The organism is Pseudoxanthomonas broegbernensis (genome assembly GCF_014202435.1).
Classification (GTDB): domain Bacteria; phylum Pseudomonadota; class Gammaproteobacteria; order Xanthomonadales; family Xanthomonadaceae; genus Pseudoxanthomonas; species Pseudoxanthomonas broegbernensis.
Window position 1 is genome coordinate 304,074 of sequence record NZ_JACHGU010000001.1, and the last position, 23,586, is coordinate 327,659.

Genomic DNA, 23,586 nt, shown 5'->3' on the forward strand with positions numbered 1-23,586 from the left:
GCGTTGGGCCGCGGGCGGCCGCCGCCGCGGCGTCGCCTCAGCGGCCGCGCCCGAAGGAGAACAGCGCCTTGAGCGGGTGCGGCCGCCGTTCGAGGGTGGCGCGCAGCAACCCGGCGCCCAGCGCGGAGTAGGTGATGCCGTTGCCGCCGTAGGCCATCGCGAACAGCACCCGCGGTCCCCACTGCGGGTGCGTGCCGAACCAGGGCAGGCCGTCCTCGGTCTCGGCGAAGGTGCCGGCCCAGGCGAAGGCCGGCCGCAGCGGCAGGTGCGGGAACAGCTCCTGCGCGCGGGCGGCCAGCTTCCGGGCCTTGGCCATCACCCGCGCGTCGCGCCGGGCCGGCAGGTCGACGGCATCGTCCTGGCCCCCCACCAGCAGGCGATGGTCGGGGGTGGTGCGCAGGTACAGGTAGGGGCGGGCCGTTTCCCAGACCAGGCTGTCCACGAGCCCGCCCAGCGCTTGCGGCGGCAGCGGGTCGCTGACGAAGGCATAGCTGCTGCGGTTGCGGGCCACGCGCTTGCGCAGCCAGCGCTGGCTCTCGTAGCCGCAGGCCAGCACCACGTGCCCGGCCCGCACCCGGAAGCCGGACACCGTGCGCAGCACCGCCCGCCGCGAGGTCGCCCGCAACTCGGCGATCTCCTCGTGGTCGTGCACGGGCGTGCCGCCGCGCGCCAGCCGCTGCAGCAAGGCCAGGGTCATGCGATAGGGGTCGACCTGGGCGGCCTGCCGGCTGAGGATCGCCGCCGGCGCGCGGAAGCCGTAGGCGGCCTGGATGTCGCCGGCCTCCCACCACTCCACCTCGATGCCGTGGCGCAGGCGCGCGGCGAACTCCTCGCGCAGGCCGCGCACGTGCCGGCGCCGGCTGGCGTAGTAGAGGCTGCGGCAGGGGGAGAAGGGAACCCGGCCCAGGCCGGCGGCGCGTTCGTGCAGCCAGTCGATGGCGTCCACGCAGGCACGGTAGGCCAGCACCGCATCGGCCTGGCCGTAGCGCCGGGCCAGGTCGACCAGGTGGGTGTCGATCTCGTACTGCAGCAGCGCGGTGCTGGCGCTGGTGCTGCCCCAGCCGAGGTCGCGCTTCTCCAGCACCGCCACTGCGTGCCCGTGCCGGGCCAGTTCGTCGGCGATCAGCGCGCCGGTGATGCCGCCGCCGACCACGGCCACGTCGCAGTCCAGGTCGGCGTCCAGTGCCGGCCGCGGGCGCGCCAGCCCGTTCCTGATCGCCCAGAAGGGATATCCGCTCTTGAGGTCCATGTCGCAGTCAAGCCCGCGCCGGCGCATGGTGTCGTGAAGATCGGGCGCGGCGTGCGGGGCGCGGCTGCCGGTCCGCCGGTGCCGGGAACGCGGACCGAAGCCGGCGCCTGCAGGGGGCGAGGCGGGCCGCGTTCCCGGGGCCGGGCGGGCGGCGCCGGGAAGCGACCGGTGCGCCGGCGGCCGCGGCCCGGGGGTCAGACCGGAGGCAGCGCGGTTTCGCGGCCGATGTAGCGGAACGGCGGGGTGGCCATGATCATCTCGGCCAGCGAGTGGGCCAGCTCGCGCTCGGCCATCACCGCGCCGTCGGCGCCGTGCGCCAGCAGGTGCCTGACCTCGGTGTCGCTGTGCGCGCGCGCCAGCAGGGTCAGCCCCGGGTTGATCGCGCGCAGCTTGGCCAGCGCCTCGCCCGCCTCCAGCGGCTGCGGGATCGCCAGGACCGCGATCTTGGCGCGTTCCGGGTGGGCCTCGGCCAGCACCCGGTCGGCGGCGGCGCTGCCGCGGATGGCGGGGATGCCTGCGCGGTGCGCGCGCTCCACGTGTTCCTTGTTGTCGTCGATCACCAGCACCGGCACGCCGCGTTCGCGCAGGATCGCGGCCAGGGTGCTGCCGACCCGGCCGTAGCCGATGACGATGGCATGGTCGTGCAGGTCCAGCGGCGGCCCGGGCGGCACTTCCGGCTCGGCCTTGGCGGGCAGGGCCTCGGGATGGCGCAGTACCCAGCGGTCCAGCAGGCCGAACACGAACGGGTTGAGCATGATCGAGATCAGCGCGCCGGCCAGCACCAGCGACTGCGCGGTGAGCGGCAGGATCTTCAGCGACACGCCCAGCCCGGCGATGATGAAGGCGAACTCGCCGATCTGCGCCAGCGAGGCGGAGATGGTCAGCGCCGTGCCCTTGGAGTGGCCGAAGGCGCGCACGATGAAGAACGCCGCCGCCGACTTGCCGAAGATGATGATCAGCACCGTCGCCAGTACCTGCCACGGGTGCTGCACCAGGATCGCCGGATCGAACAGCATGCCCACCGAGACGAAAAACAGCACCGCGAAGGCGTCGCGCAGCGGCAGCGAGTCGTGCGCCGCCTTCTGGCTCAGCTCGGACTCGTTGAGCATCATCCCGGCGAAGAACGCGCCCAGCGCGAACGACACCCCGAACAGGTAGGCCGCGCCGAACGCCACGCCCAGGGCGATGGCCAGCACCGACAGGGTGAACAGCTCGCGCGAGCCGGTGGCGGCGATCTTCTCCAGCACCCACGGGATCACCCGCCGGCCGACCACCAGCATCACCGCCACGAACAGGCCCAGTTGCACGAAGGTCCAGCCGATGGAGGCCAGCACGCTGCCGAGGCTGGGCTGCCTGCCGGCCTCGGGGCCGAACACCCCGGCGATCACCGGCATCATCACCAGCGCCAGCACGCAGGCCAGGTCCTCCACGATCAGCCAGCCCACCGCGATCTTGCCGCGCGTGGTGTCCAGCAGGCGGCGTTCCTCCATCGCCCGCAGCAGGACCACGGTGGAGGCGGTGGCCAGCGAGAAGCCGAAGATCACCCCGTGCAGCGCCGGCCAGCCCATCAGCGAGGCCACGCCCCAGCCCAGCACGGTGGCCACGAGGGTCTGGCCGACCGCGCCGGGGATGGCGATGGTCTTCACCGCCAGCAGGTCCTTGATCGAGAAGTGCAGGCCCACGCCGAACATCAGCAGCATCACCCCGATCTCGGCCAACTGGTGGGCGATCTCCTGGTCGGCGACGAAGCCGGGGGTGAACGGGCCCACGCAGATGCCCGCGAGCAGGTAGCCCACCAGCGGCGACAGGCGCAGGCGGTTGGCGATGGCGCCCAGCACGAAGGCAAGGGCGAGACCGACCGCGACGATGTCGATCAGGCTGGTGTCGTGGTGCATCGGGGGGCAGAGGCGTGCGCGGTGCGCTCGGGTAGGGAGTTTCGCCGATCGACCGGGGCGACGGCAAACGGGACGGCCGCCATTCCCGGCCCGGCTGGCCCGTGGCGGCGCGGATCGCGCCCGTGCGGCGGCACCCGCCGGCCCGCATGCCGGGCCGGGCGCGAACATCGCCGCGGCCGGCCAGGGGAAACGGCGCCCCGCCGATGCGGGACGCCGGTGCGCTTACCAGCGGTAGGCGATGCGGCCGTACACGTACGCGCCGTTGAAGCCGGCCGGCGAGTAGTTGCTGTACGGGAATACGCCGTAGGTGCTGTTGAGCTCGTTGACCTGGCGGTCGGGGTAGCTGTCGGTCACGTTGTCCGCGCCCAGGGTCACGGTCCAGGCCGCGCTCGGGCGGAAGCTGGCCGACACGTCCACCACCCACTGCTCGCCGTAGCGCTGGTCGCGCGCGGTGCCGGCGGCGTTGCGCACGGTGAAGTCGCCGTAGCGGGTGGCGTTCACGCCCAGGGTCCAGCGGTCCGAGGTCCAGGCGGCGCCGAGGATGCCCTTGTCCTTGGGAAAGCTCTCCTCGATGCGGCCCAGTTCGTCGCGCCCGATCAGCGAGGTGGTGATGCCCAGGTCGGCGAACACCGCCGGCGAGTCGGCCGCGCGGGTGATCTCGGTATCGTTGTAGCTGTAGCTGGCGGTCAGGGCCAGCGAACTGGCGGCCAGCGGCACGGTGTAGGTGGCCACCACGTCCACGCCCTCGGTGGTGGTGTCCAGGGCGTTGGTGAAGTAGGCGAAGCGGTCCACCGGCGACAGGCCCAGGCCGGTCAGCAGCGCGCGCGCGGCGGGCGTGGCGGTGATGTTGGAGGAGTAGACGATGCGGTCGTCGATCTTGATCCGGAAGGCGTCCACGGTGACGTACAGCCGGTCGGTGGGCTGCAGCACCAGGCCCAGGCTGTACGAGGTGGAGGTCTCGGCCTGCAGCGGCTGCGCGCCCAGGGCCTGGGCGGCGGCGCTGCTGGCCGGGAACGTGCCGCGCTCGGTGAACACGCCCGCGTCGATGATGCTCGACACCGCCTGGTAGCCCTGCTGGGCCAGCGACGGGGCGCGGAAGCCGGTGGACACGGTGCCGCGCAGGGCCACCGCGTCGCTGAAGGCGTAGCGCGCCGAAAGCTTGCCCGAGGTCTCGCTGCCGAAGTCGGAGAAGTCCTCGTAGCGGGCGGCGAGGCCGGCGGAGAAGTTCTCGGTGAAGTCGCCCTCCAGGCCCGCGTAGGCGGCCCAGTTGTGGCGCTTGGCGTGCACCGCATTGACCGGGGTGAAGCCCGGGAAGCCCTGCGCGCCGCCGTCCTCGTAGGAGCCCGGCTCGCCCGGCGACTGGTTCCACTTCTCCTCGCGGTACTCGGCGCCGAAGGACAGCGTCACCGGGTAGGCCAGGCCCCAGTCCAGCGACTGGGTGAAGTCGGCGTTGAGGATGTTGTGGGTGTATTCCAGCGCGCCGTCGTAGAAGCTGCTCGGGCTGGCGGTGCCCAGCGAGTAGTTGATGGTGTTGCGGGTGTGGAAGTCGATCAGGTCGTAGCCGTAGTTGTAGCTGACGTCCCAGTTGAAGCCGCCGTCGGTACCGCCCTTGACGCCGGCGACCAGCGAGCGGTCCTTGAGGTACTGGTTGATCTCCGGTACGTAGCCATCGGGGTAGACCTGCGCCAGCAGCGCGCCCTCGCCGCCATGGGTGCGCGAGCGGTAGAAGGCGAAGGAGGTGATGTCGCGGTTGCTGGCGATGGCGCTGGCGTAGCCGCTGACGCTGTCGCTGAAATCGAAGCTGCCGTTGGCCGCCACCGCCGCGGTCTGCGCCTGCGGGTCGCCGATGATGAACGCGGTCTCGCCCACGCCGGGGAAGTTGCCGGTGTGCGGTGCGGTGCCCTGGTAGGGGCCGCTGCGGTTGGTCTCGTCCTGTTGGCTGAGCTGGCCGGCCAGGTGCAGCCGGCCGCGGCCGTCGGCGAAGCCCAGCCCGGTGTCGCCGGAAAGCTGGTAGCGGGCGCCGTCGCCCTTGGAATGGCGGCCGTGGTCCACGGCCAGGCTGCCGCCTTCGCCGGCGCCCTTGAGCACGATGTTGACCACGCCGGCGATGGCGTCCGAGCCGTACTGGGCCGAGGCGCCGTCGCGCAGCACTTCCACCCGCTCGATGGCCGAGACCGGGATCGCGTTGAGGTCCACCGCCGAGGAGCCGCGGCCCATGCTGCCGTTGATGTTGAGCAGGCCCGACAGGTGCCGGCGCTTGCCGTTGACCAGGATCAGCACCTGGTCCGGGGCCAGGCCGCGCAACTGCGCCGGGCGCACGCCGCTGGTGCCGTCGGTCAGCGCCGGGCGCGGGAAGTTGAGCGAGGGCAGGGCGCGGGCCAGGGCGGTGGCCAGCTCGCCGGCGCCGGTGGCCTGCAGCGACTCGGCGGTGATGATGTCGATCGGCGACTGCGACTCGGCCACGGTGCGGTCGGCGATGCGGGTGCCGGTGACGATCAGGGTGTCGAGCACGGTGGTCGGGCGGGCCGCGTCCTGGGCCTGCGCCCAGGCGGACGGGGCGAGCAGGGTGGCGACGGCGGCGGCGAGCAGGGAGGGCTTCAGGGGCATGGGGGGGACTCCGAAGTGGTGCGGTGATGCGGATGCGGGGATGCAGGGATGCGGTGACGCCCGCCGATGCGGCGGGAGGCGCCGGGGTTTTCGTGTACGCCGACCCCGTGCGCAATGTCAAGTATTCGTTAAAATAGAAGGAATGTCGCAGTATTCATCGGCATCTGCTGATTCCCGTTTCTTCATAAGCCTCGCCGCCTGTAGCCCTTTCCCATGATTTCCTTGCGCAATTTCGCCCTGCGCCGCGGCGAACGCCTGCTGCTGTCCAACGTCGACCTGGCCCTCCACGCCGGCTACCGGGTGGGCGTGGTCGGCCGCAACGGCACCGGCAAGTCCAGCCTGTTCGCCGCCATCCGCGGCGAGCTGGAGGCGGACAAGGGCGACGTCGACCTGCCCGGCAAGGTGCGCATCGCCTCGGTCGCCCAGGAGACCCCGTCGCTGCCGGACCCGGCCATCGATTTCGTGCTCGGCGGCGACGCGGTGATCGCCGCCGTGCTGCGCGAGGAGGCCGCGGCCAATGCGCGCGAGGACTGGGAGGCGGTGGCCGCCGCGCACCAGAAGCTGGCCGAGCTCAACGGCTACGACGCCGAGGCCCGCGCCGGCCGCCTGCTGCACGGCCTCGGCTTCCCGGCCGACACCCACCGCCGGCCGGTGGCCTCGTTCTCCGGTGGCTGGCGCGTGCGCCTGAACCTGGCCCGCGCGCTGATGATGCCCAGCGACCTTTTGCTGCTGGACGAGCCGACCAACCACCTGGACCTGGATGCGGTCTACTGGCTGGAGCAGTGGCTGCTCAAGTACCCCGGCACCCTGCTGCTGATCTCCCACGACCGCGAGTTCCTGGACAACGTCGCCACCCACACCCTGCACCTGCACGGTGGCGGGGCGAAGCTGTACGTGGGCGGCTACACCGACTTCGAGCGCCAGCGCGCCGAGCAGTTGCGCCAGCAGCAGATCGCGCACGAGAAGGAGCAGGCCGAGCGCGCCCACCTGCAGAGCTTCATCGACCGCTTCAAGGCCAAGGCCTCCAAGGCCAAGCAGGCGCAGAGCCGGATGAAGCGCCTGTCCAAGCTGGCCGGCACCGAGGCGGTGCGCGCCGAGCGCGAGTTCCGGATCGAGTTCGCCCCTCCGTCGAAGCTGCCGCACTCGCTGATCCGCTTGAACGAAGTGGACTGCGGTTATCCGCTGCATTCGCGGCCCGGCGATGCGGACCCCGCGCAGCGCGAGGGCCTCGCGCCGGCGCGAGAACCGGCATCGGGCGAGCGCCACGTCCTCGTCCTCCGGGAGATCGGCTTCGGCCTGGAGGCCGGCGACCGCATCGGCCTGCTCGGCCCCAACGGCGCGGGCAAGACCACCCTGGTGCGCACCCTGGTCGGCGAGCTGCCGCCGCTGGCCGGCGAGCGCGGCGCGCACCCGGACCTGCGCATCGGCTACTTCGCCCAGCACACGGTGGAGTCGCTGCACGAGGGCCAGTCGCCCATCGACCATTTCCGCGACCTTTCGCCGGACACGCCGACCCAGGCCTTCCGCGACTTCCTCGGCAAGTGGAACTTCCCCGGCGACCGCGCCTTCGAGACCGTGGACGGCTTCTCCGGCGGCGAGCGCGCGCGCCTGGCGCTGGCGCTGATCGCCTGGCAGCAGCCCAACGTGCTGCTGCTGGACGAGCCGACCAACCACCTGGACCTGGAGATGCGCGAGGCGCTGGCCGAGGCGCTGAGCGACTTCGACGGCGCCATCGTCATGGTCAGCCACGACCGGCACCTGATCGGCCTGGTCTGCGACACCTTCTGGCGCGTGGCCGACGGCGCGGTGGAGCCGTTCTCCGGCGACCTGGACGACTATGCGGCCTGGCTGCGCACCCGCCCGGCCGCGCAGGGCACCCGCCAGCGCATGGCCGAGGCCGTGCCCGTGCCCGCGCCGGCGACACCGGCCGTGGCGAGGAAACCGGCCAACCCGGTCAAGCTGGCCGCCGCCGAGAAGCGGGTGACCGAGCTGGAGAGCCGGATCGCCGACCTGGACCGGCAACTGGCCGATCCATCGCAACTGTCCGACCCGGCGCGGGTCACGGTGCTGGGACGCGAGCGCGAGACCGCCGCCCAGCACCTGGAGCAGGCCGAGCAGGCCTGGCTGGAATTGCTGGAAAGCGCCGGCTGACCCGCGCACCGCCGGCACCAGGGGTGTCGGGATTCGCCGCCGCCATTCGTAGGAGCCGACTTCGGTCGGCGACACCGCCCCGAAGCCACGAAACGGCCAACCCGCCCGCAGGCCAGCGCCGGCCGAACCAGTGCTTGCTCCCTTTCTCGGGGCGAAGAACCTAGAATCCCTCGTTGCCGGCGCTCGCCGGCCGTACCAACCCCCTCGACTTCCCGTTGCCATGCCGATCTACGCTTTCCAATGCACCCTGTGCGGCCATGCCTTCGACCGCCTGCAGAAACTTTCCGACGCCGATCCCGAGACCTGCCCGGCCTGCGCCGCCGCCGGCGGCATCCGCCGGCAACTGACCGCGCCCTCGTTCCGCCTGGCCGGCAGCGGCTGGTACGAGACCGACTTCAAGAAGGACGGCGACAAGAAGCGCAACCTGGCCGATGGCGGCGAAGGGGCCAAGCCCGCCGCCGCTTCCACGCCGGACGCCCCCGCCGCGGCCGTCAAGCCCGACAGCGCCCCGGCGCCCGTGTCCAAGCCGGCCACGCCCGCCAGCGACAACTGATCGGCCCGGAGCCGGCCGCACCACATCGCCCGCGACGGCCGGAATCGCCAGGCCGCCGCGGGCTGTTCCGGGCCCGGACCGCGCGCGCCGCCGCGCCGCCGCGCCGCCGCGATGGCGGCGACCCGAGGAGCGTTCAGCCGCCACAGGACGGTCGCCCACGGGTGCCGGCGCGGCCTGGACACGTGCGACCGTAGCCATGGCCGCTGCCCGGATCGCCCGCGGTCGCCGGCGCGGCCTTCGGATCAGCGCGCGCCGAAGCGCGCCCGGCAGCCGCCGTTGACCCAGATCGTGCCGTTGCCGTCCCAGCCCCAGTTGCGGCCTTCCTGGCAGCGGGTCTTGGAGATCTGTTCGACCAGCACCGGGCGTCCGCGGCGCCGCTCCCAGGTGCAGGTGCGCGCGCGGTTGTCCTCGCTGCTGCAGACGAGGGTGTAGCCGCTGTCGCCGCGGCCACCGCCGCGGCGGTCCTCGGCGAACTCGCCCCGGCAGCCGCCGGACACCCAGATCGAGCTGCCGCGCTGGCCCCAGGTGCGGCCCTGGATGCAGGCGGCCTTGGACAACTGCCGGACCAGCACCGCCGGGTTGCCGAAACCGGCCGGGCAGGTGCGGTCGCGGTTGTCCTGGCTCTCGCAGCGCACGGTGCGCGCTTCGCTCGTGCCGCCACGGCCCTGGGCGAAGCGCCCGCGGCAGCCGCGGTCGACCCACATCGTGCCGCCGCCGCCGCCGAAGTTCACGCCCTCCACGCAGCGCGTGTCGGAGATGTTCTCCACCAGCACGGGGCGGCCGCCGAACGGGGTGCGGCACTCGCGCCGGCGGCGGTCCTCGCTGGAGCACACCAGGGTCTGGCCGTTCCAGTTGGAGCCGTTCCAGCCGCCCTGGCCGGCGCCGGGCCGGTGCCCGCCGCCGTTGCCGCGCAGCGATGCGGAGATGTCCTGCCTGATCCGGCTCATGCCCCAGCCCGAACCGGCGCGGTCCAGGTAGAACTCGAGCTGGTCGTCGGGAATGCGGCGGCCCCGCGACTGCTCGGCGTACTCGCGCTCGATCGCCCGTGCCCGCTCGGGCGCGGGAAGCGCGCGCAGGTTCTCCGGTGCGTGGGCGCGGGCCGGTTGCGCGGCGGCCGGCGCGGAGGGCGCCGCGAAGAGGGCGAGGCCGAGGGCCAGGCACGCGGTGGACAAGGAACGAACCATCACCAACCCCCTGCAAGCCGCCATACCGTGGCGGGTTGGGCGGATTTACCCATGTACCGGCTTAATGCCGGCTCACCGCGACGGGGAAGGCGCGTCAACCTCCGGCCATCGTGCGCGCCGGGCGTCTCTGCGGCACCAGCGCGATGCGCTCGACCTCGATGTCCTCCGCGTAGTCCAGCCAGGCGCGGATCACCAACTGGTCCACGGCCGAATCCAGCCACAGCGGCAGGCGGATCTGGCCGCCGCTGCCGCCCGGTTCGATCTGCACCCATTCGCGCGCGCGGATCACCTTGCCGTCGTCGGACACCGCCTCCAGCCAGAAGGAGTGGTTGGGCAGGCTGCGGGTATTGACCCGAACCTGGTACTGGCCGGGTGCCATCGGCCGGCTCTGGCGGCTGAGGGTGAACGCGCGGCGCGGGCGCGGGCGCGCCTGGCTGCTGGCCTCCAGCGGCGAGTCGACCTGGATGCCGCGCTGCAGTTGCCAGTCCGGGTACAGCTTCAGGCCGTTGTGGCGGTCCACCAGCAGCGCGCACCACTCGCCGCTGGAAGGGTCGTCCACGAACGCGGTGCAGCGGTCGATGTAGGCCAGGATGTTGTCCGGGTCGCTGTCGGCGAACTGGCGCGGCGCGTCCTCCAGCACGATCGACTTGATGTTCCAGCCGCTGTCGTACTCCAGCATCACCGGCGGCTTGATCCGCTGCAGCCCGGTCACCACCTGGTCGTCGTCGATGCGCAGGGTCCGGGTCTCGGTGCCGGTCCACAACTGCCGGGCGAAGCCCAGGTACAGCGGATAGCGCGCGCCGTCCCCGGTCAGCGCAGCCACGCTGGCGCTGGGCTGCGGCGCCTGCGCCAGCAGCGAGCGGCCGAAGCCCAGTTCGCCGATGTCCGGGTCCAGCAACTGCAGCAGGGTCGCACCCGAGTCCAGGGTGCTGCCGGTGCGCGCCAGTTGCTGCGGTTCCAGGCCGGTGCCCAGGAACAGCAGTAGGTTCTCGCGCTCCATCCCGGCCAGCACGTGGCTGAGATGGTTGGGCATGGCCAGGTGGTCGGAGGCCACGACGATCAAGGTGTCGTCGGCGTATTCGCTGTCGCGGATCCGGTCGACCAGGCGCGAGATCAGCCGGTCGCTGCACGCCAGCGCGCGCAACAGGCCGATGTCGCCGTGCTCGCTGTCGTAGCGCACGTCGCGGCAGGCCACCGGCAGGTGCCCGGCCGGATGGTGGGTGTCCATGGTGAGCGCCGAGAGCAGGAACGGCTGGCCGGCCGCGGACAGGCGCAGGAAGTCCTCGAACACGTCGTCCAGCAGCACGTCGTCGTGCACGCCCCAGTTGGAGAAGTGCTTGCGGGCCACGCCCTTGTCGCGGAAGTGGCGCTGGTCCTTGACCGTGTCGAAGCCGTGGCTGGCCAGGAACTTGTCCTTGGCGGCGAAGGCCGCGTTGGCGCCGCCGCTGAAGTGCGTCGCGTAGCCCTGCTGCTTGAGGTAGTCGCTCAGGCAGAACGCGCCGGGCAGGAAGTGGTCCATCCGGCCCATGCTGTTCTCGTCGCCGCGCGCGGCGGTCAGCGGCACCCCGCACAGCGAGGAGACCAGGCCGGCGATGGTCCAGCCGCTGCCGTCGGCCGAGGCGATGCCGCGGAAGTCCAGCGCCTGCCCGGCCAGGCGGGCGAGGTCGGGCATCAGGCCGGGGAAGGTGCGTTCGTCCAGGTAGGTCCGTTCCAGGCTTTCGGCGTAGATCCAGACGATGTTCTTGCGCTGGCGCAGCGGCCGGTCCGGGACCGCGTACTCGGAGGCGACCTGGCTGGTGTCCACCGGGCGCGAGTCGCGGTACAGGCGCAGTGCGTCGCCGGCCAGCGGGCTGCTCAGCACCGCCACGGCGAACACCGCCGCGAACGCGGGCGCTGCCGCGCCGCCAGGGATGCGCGGCCGTGGCCGCCGCACCCGCACCAGCAGCAGCGGCGCCAGCGCCAGCGGGACCAGCGCGGCCAGGCCCAGGATCGGGCGGGCGAAGTCGCCGACCCCGGCGCCGTCCATCCCGCTGTGGAGATGGTAGATGGTGGCCGAGTTGATGCCGTCGCCGCTGAGCTGGTCGATGAACCACCAGGCGCTCAGCGCGAGCAGCAGGCCGCTCAGCGATGCGGCCTTGGCCCATGCCCCGCGCGGGGAGGCCAGCAGCAGCGCCAGCAGGGCCAGGATGCAGGATGCCAGCACCAACGCCGGCACGCTCATGCGGTGCCGTTCCTGGCCGGGGATTGCCGCCGTGCCGCGTGCCCGCCGCGCTGCCGATCGATCATGGTTACGCCCTCTCCGTCGTGACCGGCGGACAAACTGCCGGGCCTTGCCTGAACGAAATGTATTTCCAGGCCCGGCCGCCCGCGCCCGCGGCTCCCGCGCCGGCCATGCCGCAGCGCTCCGGCGCCGGGTTAAAATTCGCGCCGTCGCCCCGATCCGGGCGCGCGTCCCCTCTCGCGGAGCCTTCATGCGTACCCATTTCTGCGGCCTGATCGACGAGTCGTCGATCGGCCAGACCGTCACCCTCGCCGGCTGGACCGACGTGGCCCGCAACCTGGGCGGGGTGTGCTTCATCGACCTGCGCGACCACGAGGGCATCGTCCAGGTCACCGTCGAGCCCTCCAACGCCGAGGTCTTCGCGGTGGCCGCCTCGCTGGGCTACGAGGACGTGCTCCAGGTCGAGGGCACGGTCCGCGCGCGCGAGGCGGTCAACGAGAAGATCCGCAGCGGGCGGGTGGAGGTGATCGCCACCCGCATCACCGTGCTCAACAAGGCCGCGCCGCTGCCGTTCCACGCGCACGAGAACCCGGGCGAGGAAACCCGCCTGAAGTACCGCTACCTGGACCTGCGCCGCCCGGAGATGCAGCGCATGCAGCGCACCCGCATCAAGCTGGTGCAGGCGCTGCGCCGGCACCTGGACGCGGCCGGCTTCCAGGACATCGAGACCCCGATCCTGACCAAGGCCACGCCCGAGGGCGCGCGCGACTTCCTGGTGCCCGCGCGCATGCACCCCGGCGAGTTCTACGCGCTGCCGCAGAGCCCGCAGTTGTTCAAGCAGATCCTGATGGTGGCCGGCTTCGACCGCTACTACCAGATCGCGCGCTGCTTCCGCGACGAGGCCCTGCGCGCCGACCGCCAGCTCGAGTTCACCCAGTTGGACATGGAGTTCGCCTTCGTGCGCGAGCGCGACGTGCAGGACTTCGTCGAGGCGATGATCCGCGCGGTGTTCGCGGAAGTGGTCGGCGCCGACCTGGGCGCGCCGTTCCCGCGCATGACCTGGGCCGAGGCCATGCGCCGCTACGGTTCGGACAAGCCCGACCTGCGCATCGGCCTGGAGCTGGTGGACGTGGCCGAGCGGGTCAAGGACAGCGGCTTCGCCGTGTTCTCCGGCGCGGCCAACGATCCGGACGGCCGCGTGGCCGCGCTGCGCATCCCCGGCGGCGCGGCGCTGTCGCGCAAGCAGATCGACGAGTACGCCGCGCACGCGGCCAAGTTCGGCGCCAAGGGCCTGGCCTACATCAAGATCGACGCGGCCGGAAGCGTCAGTTCGCCGATCGCCAAGTTCTTCGACGAGGCCGCGTTCGCCGCGCTGATCGCCGACGTGGGCGCGGGCAACGGCGACATCGTGTTCTTCGGCGCCGGCGCCTACGGCAGGGTCTGCGACTTCATGGGCGCGCTGCGGCTGAAGGCCGGCCGCGACTTCGGCCTGGTCGCCGAGGGCTGGAAGCCGCTGTGGGTCACCGACTTCCCCATGTTCGAATGGGACGAGGAGGCGCAGCGCTACGTGGCCCTGCATCATCCGTTCACCGCCCCGGCGGTGAACGACATCGCCGAGCTGCGCGCCCATGCCAGGACCGCGGTGTCGCGCGGCTACGACATGGTGCTCAACGGCAACGAGATCGGCGGCGGCTCGATCCGCATCCATCGCCCGGAGATGCAGAGCGCGGTGTTCGAGCTGCTGGGCATCGGCGCGGAGGAGGCGCAGGCCAAGTTCGGCTTCCTGCTCGACGCGCTCAAGTACGGCGCCCCGCCGCACGGCGGCATCGCCTTCGGCATCGACCGCATCGCCGCGCTGATGGCCGGCACCGAGTCGATCCGCGACGTGATCGCGTTCCCCAAGACCACCACCGCGCAGTGCCTGATGACCGGCGCGCCCTCGCCGATTCCCGAAGCGCAACTGGCCGAGGTGCACGTGCGCGTACGGGCGGACGGAGCGTCCGAATGACCGGGCCCGCGTTCGCTTTGCAGTGGGAAAGGCTGGACAACGAAGGCGCCGAGGTCGGGCTGGTGACCGAGCGCGCCCGCGTGTTCGGCGGCTGGCTGGTGCGGGTGGGCGGCTCGCCGGCGTCGATGGCCCTGGCCTTCGTTCCCGATGGCCAGGGCCGCTGGGACGGCGAGGACTTCGGCGAGGACGACTACGAATACGAGGAAGAAGAGGACGAGGACGAGGACGACGAATACGAGGAGGATGAGGACGGCCTCGAAGAGGAAGCGGGCGAGGACGCCGAAGAAGACGAGGACGCGTGAGCCTGCGCATCCGCCGCGCCGGGCCGGCCGATGCGGCGACCCTGTCGGCGCTGGCCGCGCGCACCTTCACCGAGACCTTTGGCCACCTCTATCCGGCCGAGGACCTGGAGGCCTTCCTGGCCGGCACCTACACCGTCGCCCGGCAGGCGACGATCCTGGGCCATCCCGACTACGCGGTGTGGCTGCTGGAAGAGGGCCATACGGCCGTCGGCCACGCCGCGGCCGGCCCCTGTGGCCTGCCGCATGCGGACGTGGCCCGGGGCGATGGCGAGCTCAAGCGCCTGTACGTGCTGGCCGGCCACCAGAATGGCGGCTGGGGCGGCAAGCTGTTCGACGAGGCCGAGCGCTGGCTGCTGCGTGACGGTCCGCGCGCGCTGTGGGTCGGAGTCTGGTCGCAGAACCTCGGCGCCCAACGGTTCTATGCGCGCCACGGGTTCGAGCGGGTCGGCAGCTACGAATTCCCGGTCGGGCGGGTGCGCGACCTGGAGTTCGTCCTGCGTCGGCCAGCCGGCGGCGGCTGATGCCGTGCCTGCCGGGCGTGGACGGAAGAACGGCCGCTTCGCAGCGGCCGTTTTCCTTTTGCGGCGCGCCCCAGGGGCGCGCCCGCGCCCGCATCACTTCCGCAGGAACTCCAGCAGGTCCTGGTTGAGCCGGTCCTTGTGCGTGTCGCTCAGGCCGTGCGGCGCGCCGGGATACACGATCAGCTCGGCGCCCTTCACCAGCGCGGCCGAGGCGCGTGCCGACGCGTCGATCGGCACGATCTGGTCGTCGTCGCCATGGATCACCAGGGTCGGCACGTCGAACCTGGCCAGGTCGCCGCGGAAATCGGTGGCCGAGAACGCGGCGATCGAGTCGTAGGTGGCCTTGTGCCCGGCCTGCATGCCCTGTACCCAGAACGACTGGATCAGGCCCTGGCTGGGCGTGGCGCCGGGCCGGTTGAAGCCGAAGAACGGGCCGGAGGCGATGTCCAGGTACAGTTGCGAGCGGTTGTCCAGCGAGCCCTTGCGGATGTCGTCGAAGGCCTCGATCGGCAGCCCGCCCGGGTTGTCGGCGGTCTTCAGCATCAGCGGCGGCACCGCGGCCACCAGCACGGCCTTCCTCACCCGCGCGGTGCCGTGGCGGCCGATGTAGCGCGCGACCTCGCCGCCGCCGGTGGAAAAGCCCACCAGGACGACGTCCTTCAGGTCCAGCGCCTGGATCACCGCGGCCAGGTCGTCGGCATAGTGGTCCATGTCGTGGCCGTCCCAGGGCTGGCTGGAGCGGCCATGGCCGCGGCGGTCGTGGGCAACCACGCGGTAGCCCTTGGAAGCCAGGAACAGCATCTGCGATTCCCAACTGTCCGAGTTCAGCGGCCAGCCGTGGCTGAAGGTCACCACCTGCCCGTCCTTCGGGCCCCAGTCCTTGAAGTAGAGCTGCACGCCGTCGGCGGTGGTGACGTAGCTGCCCTGCGCGGTGGCGCGGGCGGCGGCGGAAGCGGGGGTGGCGTCGATGGACATGGGGATGTCTCCGGAAGGTCGTTGGGGGAGGGAATGCCCGGCGGGCAGGACGTACTTTGCGCTTCTGGCGCGTACTTGGCGGGATGTAGAATCCTGAAAAATTGATCGGGAGTACGGAATGGTCGATCGCCTGGCGGTCCTGCTGGAGCGCTTCCCGGTAAGCGCGCAGGTGTTCCACGCCGGCCCGCTGTGCGGCATCAACACGCTCGAAGGCGAGCGCGAACTGGGCCAACTGCACCTGGTGCAGCGCGGCCCGGTGGAGGTCTTCCATGGCGGGGAGACGGTATGCGTCGACCGGCCCAGCCTGTTGCTGTACCCGCGGCCGCTGACCCATCGCTTCGCCACCGACCCGGAGCGCGGCGCGGACATGGCCTGCGCCAACCTGCGCTTCGAGGGCGGCGCGCAGAACCCGGTGGCGGCGGCGCTGCCGGCCTTCGTCTGCCTGCCGCTGGAGGCGCTGCACGGCACCGGGCCGGTGCTGGCGCTGCTGTTCGAGGAGGCGTTCGCGCGCAACTGCGGCCGCCAGGCCATGGTCGACCGCCTGTTCGAGGTGGTGATGATCCAGGTGCTGCGCCAGTTGATGGAACGCGGCGAACTGCGCGGCGGGATGCTGGCCGGGCTGTCGCATCCACGGCTGCGCCACGCGATGGTGGCCATGCACGAGTCGCCGGCGCGTGAATGGACGCTGGAGGACCTGGCCGCGGCGGCCGGCATGTCGCGCAGCGTGTTCGCCAGCGCCTTCCGCGAGCGGGTGGGGCTCACCCCGGGCCATTACCTGCAAGGCTGGCGGGTGGGGCTGGCGCAGCGCGCGCTGCGCCAGGGACGGCCGTTGAAGGTCGTCGCCGCCGAGATCGGATACGGCAGCGAGGCGGCGCTGTCGCGTGCGTTCAAGGCCCACTGCGGGCTGTCGCCGCGCGCATGGAAGCAGCAGGACGCGGCCGCGGCGGCGGAATGAGCCGGCCCGGCGACACGCCGCGGGTGGTGCTGGTCCACGGCCTGTGGAACGCCAGGTCCTGGCTGGCGCCGCTGGCCTGGCGCCTGCGGCGCGCCGGTTTCGCGGTGGAAGGCTTCGGCTACCCCAGCATCCTCGGCGGGCCGGAGGCGGCGATCGAGTCCCTCGTCCGCCGCCTGCGCGCGGGCGGGCCCGCGTACCTGATCGGGCACAGCCTGGGCGGGATGCTGGGGCTGGAAGCGCTGCGCCGCGCGCCGGAACTGCCGGTGGAGCGCATGGTCTGCCTGGGCTCGCCGTTGCGCGGCAGCGGTACCGCGCGCGCGCTGGCCGCCCGTCCCCGCCTGGGCTGGGTGCTGGGCCGCAGCGCCTGCCTGCTGCGCGGCGGTTGCCGCGCGTGGGACGGGCGCGTGCCGGTGGGCATGGTGGCCGGCGACGTGGCCCACGGCGTCGGCCGCCTGCTCGCGCGTCTGGACGCGCCCTCGGACGGCACCGTGGCGGTGGCCGAGACGCGCCTGCCCGGGCTGGCGGCCCATTGCCTGGTGCACGCCAGCCATACCGGGCTGGTGTTTTCCGCCGCCGCCGCGCGGCAGGCCGCCGCGTTCCTGCGCGACGGCGCCTTCCTGGACGATGCCGCGGGGCCATCCGCGCGGCGGCCGCTATAATCGCGCCTTCGCTCTTCAATGCAGTGTGGTGGCACATGGGTCGTGGTCCCTCGATCGAAGCCCGCAAGAACGCCAGCGACGCCAAGCGCGGCAAGGTCTTCACCAAGCTGATCCGGGAAATCGGCGTGGCCGCCCGCGGCGGCGGCGGCGACCCGGCCAACAACCCGCGCCTGCGCGCGGCGATGGACAAGGCGCTGGCGTCGAACATGTCCAAGGACGTGATCGAGCGCGCGATCAAGAAGGCCACCGGCGAGCTGGAAGGCGTGGAGTACGAGGAAGTGCGCTACGAGGGCTACGCCCCCGGCGGCGTGGCGGTGATCGTGGACTGCCTCACCGACAACCGCGTGCGCACCGTGGCCGACGTGCGCCATGCCTTCTCCAAGTGCGGCGGCAACATGGGCACCGAGGGCTCGGTGGCCTTCATGTTCAAGCGCCTGGGCGTGCTCAGCTACGAGGGCGGCGCGGACGAGGAGCGGATCACCGAAGCGGCGATCGAGGGCGGCGCCGACGACGTGGTCGTGTACTCCGAGGACGGCGCCATCGACGTGGTCACCGCGCCGGAGAGCTTCGAGGCGGTCAAGCAGGCGATGGAGGCCGCCGGCCTGGCCCCGGGCTACGCCGAGGTGACCTTCCGCGCCGACAACGACATCGCCGTGTCCGGCGAGACCGCCCAGCAGGTGCGCAAGCTGCTGGGCATGCTGGAAGACCTGGACGACGTGCAGAACGTCTATTCCAACGCCGAGCCGGGCGGCGAGGACTGAACGTGCGCCGGCCCGGGAGCGAAGCGCCGGCACGCATGGCCCGGACCCGTTTCCCGGAGCCGGCGTGAGCGCCACGCGCGCGCCGGCGGCGCCGGTGGCGGTCCGCATCCTCGGCATCGACCCGGGGTCGCAGCGCACCGGCGTGGGCATCATCGACGTGGACGCCGGCGGCCGCGCGCGCCACGTCCACCACCAGCCGCTGCTGCTGCTGGGCGAGGGCGGCTTCGCCCTGCGCCTGCGCCGCCTGCTGGACGGGCTGTCGCGGCTGATCGACGAGTACGCGCCGGACGAGGTGGCCATCGAGCAGGTGTTCGTCGGCCGCAGCGCCGCCTCGGCGCTCAAGCTGGGCCAGGCGCGCGGCGCGGCGATTTGCGCGGTGGTGCTGCGCGACCTGCCGGTGAGCGAGTATGCCGCGCGCGAGGTGAAGCTGGCGGTGGTCGGCAGCGGCGGCGCGGAGAAGGCGCAGATCCAGCACATGGTGGCGGCCATGCTCGGCCTGTCGGGCAAGTTGCAGGCCGACGCCGCCGACGCCCTGGCCATCGCCCTGACCCACGCCCACGTGCGCGCCACCGCGCAGCGGCTGGGCGTGGACGCGCGCATGGCCTGGAGCAGGAAATGAGGAGCACGACATGATCGGTCGCCTGCGCGGCATCCTCGCGCACAAGCAGCCGCCTTGGCTGGTGGTGGACGTGGGCGGCATCGGCTACGAGCTGGAGGCGCCCATGAGCACGTTCTACGACCTGCCCGAGCTGGGGCGCGAGGTGGCGTTGTTCACCCACTATGCGCACAAGGAGGACAGCGTGGCGCTGTACGGCTTCCTGCGCGAGGCCGAGCGGCGCCTGTTCCGCGACGTGCAGCGGGTCAGCGGCATCGGCGCGAAGATCGCCCTGGCCATCCTATCCGGCGTGAGCGTGGAGGAGTTCGCGCGGCTGGTTCAGGCCGGCGACGTCACCGCGCTCACCCGCATCCCCGGCATCGGCAAGAAGACCGCCGAGCGCATCCTGGTCGAATTGCGCGACCGCGCCGCCAGCCTGGCCGGCGGGCCCGCGGCCGGCATGCCCGCCACGGCCGCCGACCCGCAGTCCGATGCGGTCACCGCGCTGCAGCAACTGGGCTACAAGCCGGCCGAGGCGGTGCGCATGGCGCGCGAGGCCGGCGCGCCCGGCGACGACGCGGCCGCGATCATCCGCAAGGCGCTGCAGTCGGCGCTGCGCTGACGCGCCCGCCCACCCCCATCCCGCACCGGACCGCGCCAGGCCAGCCCATGCCCTCCACTCCTTCTCCCGTGCCCGATCCCGACATGCGCCGGCGCCCCGGGCACGGCGGCAAGGGCGCCGGCCTGGCCCTGGCGATCGGCGCCATCGGCGTGGTCTTCGGCGACATCGGCACCAGCCCGCTGTACACGCTCAAGGAAGCGTTCTCGCCGCACTACGGCCTGGACAGCGACCACGACACCGTCCTGGGCGTGCTGTCGCTGGCGTTCTGGTCGCTGATGATCGTGGTCACGCTCAAGTACGTGACCATCATCATGCGCGCCGACAACGAGGGCGAGGGCGGGATCATGGCGCTGATGGCGCTGGCCCAGCGCACCCTGCGCAACGGCTCGCGCTCGGCCTACGTGGTGGGCATTGCCGGCATCTTCGGCGCCTCGCTGTTCTTCGGCGACGGGGTGATCACCCCGGCCATCTCGGTGCTGGGCGCGATCGAGGGGCTGGAGATCGCCGCGCCGGGCCTGCACCACTTCATCGTGCCCATCACCGTGGCGGTGCTGCTGCTGGTGTTCATGGCCCAGCGCCTGGGCACCGAGAAGGTGGGCAAGGTGTTCGGGCCGATCACCACGCTGTGGTTCCTGGCACTGGCGGCCATCGGCACCTGGAACATCGTCCAGTCGCCGGAGGTGCTCAAGGCGTTCAACCCGTGGTGGGGTGCGCTGTTCTTCATGGAGCACGGCTGGCACGGGGTGTTCATCCTCGGCGCGGTGGTGCTGGCGGTCACCGGCGGCGAGGCGCTGTACGCGGACATGGGCCACTTCGGCGCCCCGCCCATCCGCCACGCCTGGTACTTCTTCGTGCTGCCGTGCCTGGTGCTGAACTACCTGGGGCAGGGCGCGCTGGTGCTGGAGCACCCGGAACTGGTGCGCAACCCGTTCTACGAATCGGTGCCGGGCTGGGCGCTGTACCCGATGATCGTGCTGGCCACCCTGGCCGCGGTGATCGCCTCGCAGGCGGTCATCACCGGCGCGTTCTCGGTATCGCGTCAGGCCATGCAACTGGGCTACATCCCGCGCATGCGGATCAAGCACACCTCGCGCGACACCATCGGCCAGATCTACATCCCCGGCATCAACTGGCTGCTGGCGGTGATGGTCATCGGCCTGGTGCTGGTGTTCCGCAGTTCCTCCAACCTGGCGGTGGCCTATGGCATCTCGGTGTCGGCCACGATGCTGATCGACACCGTGCTGCTGGCCCTGGTGGCGCGCGCGCTGTGGCCGGGCCGGCGCGGCTGGGTGCTGCCGCTGTGCGTGGTGTTCATCCTCATCGACGTCGCCTTCGTGGTGGCCAACGGCGCCAAGCTGCTGCAGGGCGCCTGGTTCCCGGTGGTGCTGGGCATCGTGCTGTTCACCCTGATGCGCACCTGGCGGCGCGGCCGCGAGCTGTTGGGCGAGGAAATCCGCAAGGACGGCATCCGCGCCGACACCTTCCTGCCCGGGCTGATGCTGGCGCCGCCGGCGCGCGTGCCGGGCACGGCGGTGTTCCTCACCGCCGACGTCGCGGTGGTGCCGCATGCGCTGCTGCACAACCTCAAGCACAACAAGGTGCTGCACGAACGCAATGTGTTCCTGACCGTGGAGACGCTGCCGGTGCCGGTCGCGCCGGCGGCGCAGCGGCTGCGCATGGACCAGATCGGCGACGACTTCTACCGCATGGTGGTGCGCTTCGGCTTCATGGAGGTCCCGGACGTGCCGTTGGCGCTGATGCGCGCCTGCGATGCCGGGGTGTCGTTCGACCCGATGGACACCACCTACTTCGCCAGCCGCGAGACGGTGGTGTCCAGTGCGCGCCGGGGCATGCCGATCTGGCGCGACAAGCTGTTCGCGGTCATGCACCGCAACGCGGCGCCGGCCACCGGGTTCTTCCGCATTCCCGGCAACCGCCTGGTGGAGCTGGGCTCGCAGGTGGAGATCTAGCGCCCGCCGGCCACGCCCCGGCGAAAGCGCATGGATTCCCGAGGGAATGGCCGGCCACCGCCGGCGCGGCGGCGGCCCCGCGGCCCCCCTGGCGCGGCGCCGCGAAGCCGCCGGCCGTGCGAACATGGCCGCATGAGCGAGCAGCGCATCATCACCGCCGGCGTCACCCACGAGGACGAGGCCGCCGAATCCTCGATCCGCCCGCAGCGGCTGGACGAATACCTGGGCCAGCAACCGGTGCGCGAGCAACTGGGCATCTACATCGAGGCCGCCCGCCGCCGCGGCGAGGCGCTGGACCACGTGCTGATCTTCGGCCCGCCGGGGCTGGGCAAGACCACGCTGAGCCACGTCATCGCCAACGAGCTGGGGGTGAACCTGCGAGTCACCTCCGGCCCGGTGATCGAGAAGGCCGGCGACCTGGCCGCGCTGCTGACCAACCTGCAGCCGCACGACGTGCTGTTCATCGACGAGATCCATCGCCTCTCGCCGGTGGTCGAGGAAGTGCTGTACCCGGCGATGGAGGACTTCCAGATCGACATCATGATCGGCGAGGGCCCGGCCGCGCGCTCGATCAAGCTGGACCTGCCGCCGTTCACCCTGATCGGCGCCACCACCCGTGCCGGCCTGCTGACCGCGCCGCTGCGCGACCGCTTCGGCATCGTCCAGCGGCTGGAGTTCTACACCCCCGAGGAACTGACCCGGATCGTGCGCCGCTCGGCGCGGATCCTGGGCATCGACTGCCAGGCCGAGGGCGCCGGCGAGATCGCCACGCGCGCGCGCGGCACCCCGCGCATCGCCAACCGCCTGCTGCGCCGGGTGCGCGACTACGCCCAGGTCAAGGCCGGCGGCCGCATCGACCATGCCGTGGCGCAGGCGGCGATGGGCATGCTCAAGGTCGATCCGGAAGGCTTCGACGAACTGGACCGGCGCATGCTGCGGATCATCGTCGAGCACTTCGACGGCGGGCCGGTGGGCGTGGAATCGCTGGCCGCCTCGCTGTCGGAGGAACGCGGCACCCTGGAGGACGTGATCGAGCCCTACCTGATCCAGCAGGGTTTCCTGGTGCGTACCGCGCGCGGGCGCATGGCCACCTCCAAGGCCTACAGCCATCTGGGCCTCAAGGCCCCGGCGCGCGAGGCCGGCGAGTTGTTCTGACGTCGCGGGCTGGCGGCCGCTTCGCCCGTTTGCCTGGAGGAGCCGGCTTCCGTCGGCGACCGGGGCCGGGCAGGATCGGCGTGGGATAGGGCGCTCGCCGGAGGCCGCCTACAGGGAAGGCGGCGGGCCGTAGAAGCGCGCCAGGTGCGCGGCCACCGCCGGCATTTCCTCTTCCAGCAGCGCCGGGGCGGAGAAGTGGTATTCGCTGACGACTGCGAAGAATTCCTCCGGCGCCTCGGCCGCATAGGGGTCGATGGCGGTCTTGCGGCCGGCGTCCACCTGCGCGCGGAAGGCATCGTAGGCGCGCTGGAAGTCGCGCGCCCACGCGTGCTGCCAGCGCGCCGGCAGCGGGGGCGTGCCATCCAGCTCGCCGTCCAGCGCGTCGAGCTTGTGCGCCATCTCGTGCACCGCCACGCAGTAGCCGGCGTCGGGCTCGTCCAGGTCGGCCTGCACGTCGGCCCAGGACAGGATCAGCGGGCCGTGGTCCCAGGCCTCGCCGATCAGGTCGTCGTCCCATTCGTGCAGCACGCCCGCGGCGTCGACGTGGCTGCGGCGCACGCGGAAGGCCTCCGGGTAGACGATCAGTTGCGACCAGCCGCGCAGGCCGGCCCGGCCGAATTCAAGCAGCGGCAGGCAGCACAGCGCGGCCAGCAGCACGCGCTGCTCGGACGCCAGTTCCAGGCCCGCCAGCGGGGTGATGGTCTTCTCGTGGAGGAAGCGCGCCGCCAGCCGGCGCAGGCGCTCGCGCCGGGGCGGATCGAGCGCGGCGGCCCAGGGCAGGCGCGCGCTGGCGCGCTCCCAGAGGGCGTCGTCGATGCAGGGCGGGCGCGGCCGCAGCCAACGGAACAGCGTGCCGATCAGCGGAACATGCCCGGCAGGAAGCTGTGCCAGCGCGGGCCGCGCGCGCGGGGCGCCATGGGCGCTTCCGCATCGCCGCCGCCGCTGGCCGGCTTGGGGACGCTGCGGGCCACCGCAGGCGTGGCCGGCCGCGCCTGCGGGGCGTCGTGGTCGGGGGCTGCCGTGGCGGCGGGGCGCACGTAGACGCAGGCGCCCCGCTTCGGGGCCGCGTCGGGATCGCCGTCGGCGGCCCAGCACAGCGCCGGGGCGGCGAGCAGCAGCAGCGGGACCAGGCAGCGCATCGTCGGTCCATGGACTGGAGCGGAACGCGGACTATAACGCGCCGGGGCATCGCCGGCATGTGCC

At 72.1% G+C, this 23,586-nt stretch carries 20 protein-coding genes; 12 read left to right on the forward strand and 8 right to left on the reverse strand.

Annotated features, from left to right (window positions below):
* Positions 1-37: 37 nt before the first annotated feature.
* The 3 genes from HNR76_RS01305 to HNR76_RS01315 all read right to left on the reverse strand — a co-directional run bounded on the left by HNR76_RS01305 (position 38) and on the right by HNR76_RS01315 (position 5,751).
* Positions 38-1,249, reverse strand: coding sequence for an NAD(P)/FAD-dependent oxidoreductase (locus tag HNR76_RS01305; protein WP_162311332.1), 1,212 nt, complete (start codon positions 1,247-1,249; stop codon positions 38-40).
* 194 nt (positions 1,250-1,443) lie between these two features.
* Positions 1,444-3,144 (reverse strand): YbaL family putative K(+) efflux transporter, encoded by a 1,701-nt coding sequence (gene ybaL / locus HNR76_RS01310; RefSeq protein WP_162311331.1) that lies wholly within the window; start codon positions 3,142-3,144, stop codon positions 1,444-1,446.
* A gap of 222 nt (positions 3,145-3,366) precedes the next feature.
* Positions 3,367-5,751, reverse strand: a complete 2,385-nt coding sequence (locus tag HNR76_RS01315) for a TonB-dependent receptor plug domain-containing protein (RefSeq protein WP_162311330.1) — start codon at positions 5,749-5,751, stop codon at positions 3,367-3,369.
* 213 nt (positions 5,752-5,964) lie between these two features.
* On the opposite strand from HNR76_RS01315, the gene abc-f reads away from it, so the two are divergent.
* Entirely contained in the window at positions 5,965-7,902 is a 1,938-nt protein-coding gene (abc-f, locus tag HNR76_RS01320; protein ID WP_162311329.1) for a ribosomal protection-like ABC-F family protein, read from the forward strand.
* Positions 7,903-8,122: 220 nt separating this feature from the next.
* Positions 8,123-8,455: an FmdB family zinc ribbon protein gene (locus tag HNR76_RS01325; protein ID WP_162311328.1), complete on the forward strand. Its 333-nt coding sequence runs from the start codon at positions 8,123-8,125 to the stop codon at positions 8,453-8,455.
* 242 nt (positions 8,456-8,697) lie between these two features.
* Here HNR76_RS01325 and HNR76_RS01330 read toward each other — a convergent pair whose 3' ends face one another.
* Both HNR76_RS01330 and HNR76_RS01335 read right to left on the reverse strand, forming a co-directional pair.
* Positions 8,698-9,627, reverse strand: coding sequence for a DUF3011 domain-containing protein (locus HNR76_RS01330; RefSeq protein WP_425501802.1), 930 nt, complete (start codon positions 9,625-9,627; stop codon positions 8,698-8,700).
* Between the two features lie 106 nt (positions 9,628-9,733).
* Complete coding sequence (locus tag HNR76_RS01335; protein ID WP_221301308.1) at positions 9,734-11,860, reverse strand: phosphoglycerol transferase I; 2,127 nt, start codon at positions 11,858-11,860, stop codon at positions 9,734-9,736.
* A 250-nt stretch (positions 11,861-12,110) separates the two neighbouring features.
* Here HNR76_RS01335 and aspS point away from each other — a divergent pair, with 250 nt between their 5' ends.
* Genes aspS through HNR76_RS01350 form a run of 3 tightly spaced genes read left to right on the forward strand, consistent with a single transcriptional unit; the run spans position 12,111 to position 14,691 of the window.
* Positions 12,111-13,868 carry an aspartate--tRNA ligase gene (aspS, locus tag HNR76_RS01340; protein ID WP_162311327.1) on the forward strand — a complete coding sequence of 586 codons (1,758 nt, stop codon included), beginning with the start codon at positions 12,111-12,113 and terminating at the stop codon, positions 13,866-13,868.
* A complete protein-coding gene (locus tag HNR76_RS01345) occupies positions 13,865-14,170 on the forward strand; it encodes a DNA primase (protein WP_162311326.1) in 306 nt (101 codons plus the stop codon). The genes aspS and HNR76_RS01345 overlap by 4 nt, the downstream gene beginning before the upstream one ends.
* Positions 14,167-14,691, forward strand: a complete 525-nt coding sequence (locus tag HNR76_RS01350) for a GNAT family N-acetyltransferase (RefSeq protein ID WP_162311325.1) — start codon at positions 14,167-14,169, stop codon at positions 14,689-14,691. The genes HNR76_RS01345 and HNR76_RS01350 overlap by 4 nt, the downstream gene beginning before the upstream one ends.
* Positions 14,692-14,784: 93 nt before the next feature.
* Here HNR76_RS01350 and HNR76_RS01355 read toward each other — a convergent pair whose 3' ends face one another.
* Positions 14,785-15,666 (reverse strand): alpha/beta fold hydrolase, encoded by an 882-nt coding sequence (locus HNR76_RS01355; RefSeq protein WP_162311324.1) that lies wholly within the window; start codon positions 15,664-15,666, stop codon positions 14,785-14,787.
* 118 nt (positions 15,667-15,784) lie between these two features.
* Between HNR76_RS01355 and HNR76_RS01360 the strand changes: the two genes are divergently transcribed.
* The 7 genes from HNR76_RS01360 to ruvB all read left to right on the forward strand — a co-directional run bounded on the left by HNR76_RS01360 (position 15,785) and on the right by ruvB (position 22,383).
* Entirely contained in the window at positions 15,785-16,621 is an 837-nt protein-coding gene (locus HNR76_RS01360) for an AraC family transcriptional regulator (RefSeq protein WP_162311323.1), read from the forward strand.
* The gene (locus tag HNR76_RS01365; protein WP_162311322.1) at positions 16,618-17,280 is read left to right on the forward strand and encodes an esterase/lipase family protein; all 663 of its coding nucleotides are present in this window, start codon (positions 16,618-16,620) and stop codon (positions 17,278-17,280) included. The genes HNR76_RS01360 and HNR76_RS01365 overlap by 4 nt, the downstream gene beginning before the upstream one ends.
* 35 nt (positions 17,281-17,315) lie before the next feature.
* Positions 17,316-18,041 carry a YebC/PmpR family DNA-binding transcriptional regulator gene (locus tag HNR76_RS01370; protein WP_162311321.1) on the forward strand — a complete coding sequence of 242 codons (726 nt, stop codon included), beginning with the start codon at positions 17,316-17,318 and terminating at the stop codon, positions 18,039-18,041.
* Between the two features lie 94 nt (positions 18,042-18,135).
* Positions 18,136-18,660, forward strand: coding sequence for a crossover junction endodeoxyribonuclease RuvC (gene ruvC / locus HNR76_RS01375; RefSeq protein ID WP_162311389.1), 525 nt, complete (start codon positions 18,136-18,138; stop codon positions 18,658-18,660).
* A gap of 10 nt (positions 18,661-18,670) precedes the next feature.
* Complete coding sequence (gene ruvA / locus HNR76_RS01380) at positions 18,671-19,258, forward strand: Holliday junction branch migration protein RuvA (protein WP_162311320.1); 588 nt, start codon at positions 18,671-18,673, stop codon at positions 19,256-19,258.
* Between the two features lie 83 nt (positions 19,259-19,341).
* On the forward strand, positions 19,342-21,228 hold the full coding sequence (locus tag HNR76_RS01385) for a potassium transporter Kup (RefSeq protein WP_162311319.1): 1,887 nt from the start codon (positions 19,342-19,344) through the stop codon (positions 21,226-21,228).
* Positions 21,229-21,360: 132 nt separating this feature from the next.
* Positions 21,361-22,383 carry a Holliday junction branch migration DNA helicase RuvB gene (gene ruvB, locus HNR76_RS01390; RefSeq protein ID WP_162311318.1) on the forward strand — a complete coding sequence of 341 codons (1,023 nt, stop codon included), beginning with the start codon at positions 21,361-21,363 and terminating at the stop codon, positions 22,381-22,383.
* A gap of 108 nt (positions 22,384-22,491) precedes the next feature.
* Here ruvB and HNR76_RS01395 read toward each other — a convergent pair whose 3' ends face one another.
* Positions 22,492-23,274: a M90 family metallopeptidase gene (locus HNR76_RS01395; RefSeq protein ID WP_162311388.1), complete on the reverse strand. Its 783-nt coding sequence runs from the start codon at positions 23,272-23,274 to the stop codon at positions 22,492-22,494.
* On the reverse strand, positions 23,241-23,522 hold the full coding sequence (locus tag HNR76_RS01400) for a hypothetical protein (protein WP_162311317.1): 282 nt from the start codon (positions 23,520-23,522) through the stop codon (positions 23,241-23,243). The genes HNR76_RS01395 and HNR76_RS01400 overlap by 34 nt, the downstream gene beginning before the upstream one ends.
* Positions 23,523-23,586 lie beyond the last annotated feature (64 nt).

What these genes read in the sequence shown, in the direction of transcription:
- HNR76_RS01365 (WP_162311322.1), top strand. Translation starts at nt 16,618, where the DNA reads ATGAGCCGGCCCGGCGACACGCCGCGGGTGGTGCTGGTCCACGGCCTG.
- HNR76_RS01335 (WP_221301308.1), bottom strand. Translation starts at nt 11,860, where the DNA reads ATGAGCGTGCCGGCGTTGGTGCTGGCATCCTGCATCCTGGCCCTGCTG.
- ruvB (WP_162311318.1), top strand. Translation starts at nt 21,361, where the DNA reads ATGAGCGAGCAGCGCATCATCACCGCCGGCGTCACCCACGAGGACGAG.
- HNR76_RS01355 (WP_162311324.1), bottom strand. Translation starts at nt 15,666, where the DNA reads ATGTCCATCGACGCCACCCCCGCTTCCGCCGCCGCCCGCGCCACCGCG.
- HNR76_RS01345 (WP_162311326.1), top strand. Translation starts at nt 13,865, where the DNA reads ATGACCGGGCCCGCGTTCGCTTTGCAGTGGGAAAGGCTGGACAACGAA.
- HNR76_RS01385 (WP_162311319.1), top strand. Translation starts at nt 19,342, where the DNA reads ATGCGCCGGCGCCCCGGGCACGGCGGCAAGGGCGCCGGCCTGGCCCTG.
- HNR76_RS01315 (WP_162311330.1), bottom strand. Translation starts at nt 5,751, where the DNA reads ATGCCCCTGAAGCCCTCCCTGCTCGCCGCCGCCGTCGCCACCCTGCTC.
- HNR76_RS01370 (WP_162311321.1), top strand. Translation starts at nt 17,316, where the DNA reads ATGGGTCGTGGTCCCTCGATCGAAGCCCGCAAGAACGCCAGCGACGCC.
- abc-f (WP_162311329.1), top strand. Translation starts at nt 5,965, where the DNA reads ATGATTTCCTTGCGCAATTTCGCCCTGCGCCGCGGCGAACGCCTGCTG.
- HNR76_RS01400 (WP_162311317.1), bottom strand. Translation starts at nt 23,522, where the DNA reads ATGCGCTGCCTGGTCCCGCTGCTGCTGCTCGCCGCCCCGGCGCTGTGC.
- HNR76_RS01305 (WP_162311332.1), bottom strand. Translation starts at nt 1,249, where the DNA reads ATGGACCTCAAGAGCGGATATCCCTTCTGGGCGATCAGGAACGGGCTG.
- HNR76_RS01325 (WP_162311328.1), top strand. Translation starts at nt 8,123, where the DNA reads ATGCCGATCTACGCTTTCCAATGCACCCTGTGCGGCCATGCCTTCGAC.
- aspS (WP_162311327.1), top strand. Translation starts at nt 12,111, where the DNA reads ATGCGTACCCATTTCTGCGGCCTGATCGACGAGTCGTCGATCGGCCAG.
- ybaL (WP_162311331.1), bottom strand. Translation starts at nt 3,144, where the DNA reads ATGCACCACGACACCAGCCTGATCGACATCGTCGCGGTCGGTCTCGCC.
- HNR76_RS01360 (WP_162311323.1), top strand. Translation starts at nt 15,785, where the DNA reads ATGGTCGATCGCCTGGCGGTCCTGCTGGAGCGCTTCCCGGTAAGCGCG.
- ruvA (WP_162311320.1), top strand. Translation starts at nt 18,671, where the DNA reads ATGATCGGTCGCCTGCGCGGCATCCTCGCGCACAAGCAGCCGCCTTGG.